Source organism: Streptomyces sp. NPDC127197, assembly GCF_042672405.1.
GTDB classification, from domain to species: Bacteria; Actinomycetota; Actinomycetes; order Streptomycetales; family Streptomycetaceae; genus Streptomyces; species Streptomyces flavusporus.
Genome location: NZ_JBHXVG010000115.1, coordinates 1 through 3193, shown reverse-complemented (window position 1 = coordinate 3193; position 3193 = coordinate 1). Strand labels below are relative to the sequence as shown.

General features: G+C 58.0%; 1 rRNA gene. It reads right to left on the bottom strand.

Annotated elements, in window-relative coordinates:
- Positions 1 to 21: 21 nt before the first annotated feature.
- Positions 22 to 3144: ribosomal RNA gene (locus tag ACFVJQ_RS45675) — 23S ribosomal RNA — on the bottom strand.
- Positions 3145 to 3193: the final 49 nt, after the last annotated feature.

Below are 3193 nucleotides of genomic sequence, written 5' to 3'. Positions count from 1 at the left end.
ACACAGTGGACGCGAGCAACTGAGGACAAGCCCTCGGCCTATTAGTACCGGTCAACTCCACACGTTGCCGTGCTTCCATATCCGGCCTATCAACCCAGTCGTCTACTGGGAGCCTTACCCCATCACGTGGGTGGGAGTCCTCATCTCGAAGCAGGCTTCCCGCTTAGATGCTTTCAGCGGTTATCCCTCCCGAACGTAGCCAACCAGCCATGCCCTTGGCAGGACAACTGGCACACCAGAGGTTCGTCCGTCCCGGTCCTCTCGTACTAGGGACAGCCCTTCTCAAGACTCCTGCGCGCACAGCGGATAGGGACCGAACTGTCTCACGACGTTCTAAACCCAGCTCGCGTACCGCTTTAATGGGCGAACAGCCCAACCCTTGGGACCGACTCCAGCCCCAGGATGCGACGAGCCGACATCGAGGTGCCAAACCATCCCGTCGATATGGACTCTTGGGGAAGATCAGCCTGTTATCCCCGGGGTACCTTTTATCCGTTGAGCGACGGCGCTTCCACAAGCCACCGCCGGATCACTAGTCCCGACTTTCGTCCCTGCTCGACCCGTCGGTCTCACAGTCAAGCTCCCTTGTGCACTTACACTCAACACCTGATTGCCAACCAGGCTGAGGGAACCTTTGGGCGCCTCCGTTACCCTTTGGGAGGCAACCGCCCCAGTTAAACTACCCATCAGACACTGTCCCTGATCCGGATCACGGACCCAGGTTAGACATCCAGCACGACCAGACTGGTATTTCAACGACGACTCCCCCCGAACTGGCGTCCGGGGTTCACAGTCTCCCAGCTATCCTACACAAGCCGAACCGAACACCAATATCAAACTGTAGTAAAGGTCCCGGGGTCTTTCCGTCCTGCTGCGCGAAACGAGCATCTTTACTCGTAGTGCAATTTCACCGGGCCTATGGTTGAGACAGTCGAGAAGTCGTTACGCCATTCGTGCAGGTCGGAACTTACCCGACAAGGAATTTCGCTACCTTAGGATGGTTATAGTTACCACCGCCGTTTACTGGCGCTTAAGTTCTCAGCTTCGCCCCACCGAAATGGAGCTGACCGGTCCCCTTAACGTTCCAGCACCGGGCAGGCGTCAGTCCGTATACATCGCCTTACGGCTTCGCACGGACCTGTGTTTTTAGTAAACAGTCGCTTCTCGCTGGTCTCTGCGGCCACCCCCAGCTCACACTGCAAGAGTGATCACCGGGCGCGGCCCCCCTTCTCCCGAAGTTACGGGGGCATTTTGCCGAGTTCCTTAACCATAGTTCACCCGAACGCCTCGGTATTCTCTACCTGACCACCTGAGTCGGTTTAGGGTACGGGCCGCCATGAAACTCGCTAGAGGCTTTTCTCGACAGCATAGGATCATCCACTTCACCACAATCGGCTCGGCATCAGGTCTCACCCACATGTCATCCGGATTTGCCTGGATGACGGGCTACACCCTTACCCCGGGACAACCACCGCCCGGGCTGGACTACCTTCCTGCGTCACCCCATCACTCACCTACTGACCGCTCGGTCCGGCGGCTCCACCACTCCGTGCTTGTCCGAAGACGCACACGGCGGTTTCACGGCCTTAGCATCACGATGCTCGGTGTTTGACGCTTCACAGCGGGTACCGGAATATCAACCGGTTATCCATCGACTACGCCTGTCGGCCTCGCCTTAGGTCCCGACTTACCCTGGGCAGATCAGCTTGACCCAGGAACCCTTAGTCAATCGGCGCAAACGTTTCTCACGTTTGTATCGCTACTCATGCCTGCATTCTCACTCGTCAACCGTCCACGACTCGCTTACGCGGCCGCTTCACCCGGCAGACGACGCTCCCCTACCCATCACAGCCGGCGTTGGCCGTACATGCTGCAATGACACGACTTCGGCGGTACGCTTGAGCCCCGCTACATTGTCGGCGCGGAATCACTTGACCAGTGAGCTATTACGCACTCTTTCAAGGGTGGCTGCTTCTAAGCCAACCTCCTGGTTGTCTGTGCGACTCCACATCCTTTCCCACTTAGCGTACGCTTGGGGGCCTTAGTCGATGCTCTGGGCTGTTTCCCTCTCGACCATGGAGCTTATCCCCCACAGTCTCACTGCCGCGCTCTCACTTACCGGCATTCGGAGTTTGGCTAAGGTCAGTAACCCGGTAGGGCCCATCGCCTATCCAGTGCTCTACCTCCGGCAAGAAACACACGACGCTGCACCTAAATGCATTTCGGGGAGAACCAGCTATCACGGAGTTTGATTGGCCTTTCACCCCTAACCACAGGTCATCCCCCAGGTTTTCAACCCTGGTGGGTTCGGTCCTCCACGAAGTCTTACCTCCGCTTCAACCTGCCCATGGCTAGATCACTCCGCTTCGGGTCTTGAGCATGCTACTGAACCGCCCTGTTCGGACTCGCTTTCGCTACGGCTTCCCCACCCGGGTTAACCTCGCAACACACCGCAAACTCGCAGGCTCATTCTTCAAAAGGCACGCAGTCACGAGACACCAGCAAGCTGATGTCCGACGCTCCCACGGCTTGTAGGCACACGGTTTCAGGTACTATTTCACTCCCCTCCCGGGGTACTTTTCACCATTCCCTCACGGTACTGTCCGCTATCGGTCACCAGGGAATATTTAGGCTTAGCGGGTGGTCCCGCCAGATTCACACGGGATTTCTCGGGCCCCGTGCTACTTGGGTGTCTCACAGACGAGCCGCTGACGTTTCGGCTACGGGGGTCTTACCCTCTGCGCCGGACCTTTCGCATGTCCTTCGCCTACGTCAACGGTTTCTGACTCGCCGACCGGCCGGCAGACCGGTCAAGAGAGATCCCACAACCCCGCATGCGCAACCCCTGCCGGGTCTCACACGCATACGGTTTGGCCTCATCCGGTTTCGCTCGCCACTACTCCCGGAATCACGGTTGTTTTCTCTTCCTGCGGGTACTGAGATGTTTCACTTCCCCGCGTTCCCTCCACATACCCTATGTGTTCAGGTATGGGTGACAGCCCATGACGACTGCCGGGTTTCCCCATTCGGAAACCCCCGGATCAAAGCCTGGTTGACGACTCCCCGGGGACTATCGCGGCCTCCCACGTCCTTCATCGGTTCCTGGTGCCAAGGCATCCACCGTGCGCCCTTAAAAACTTGGCCACAGATGCTCGCGTCCACTGTGCAGTTCTCAAACAACGACCAGCCACCC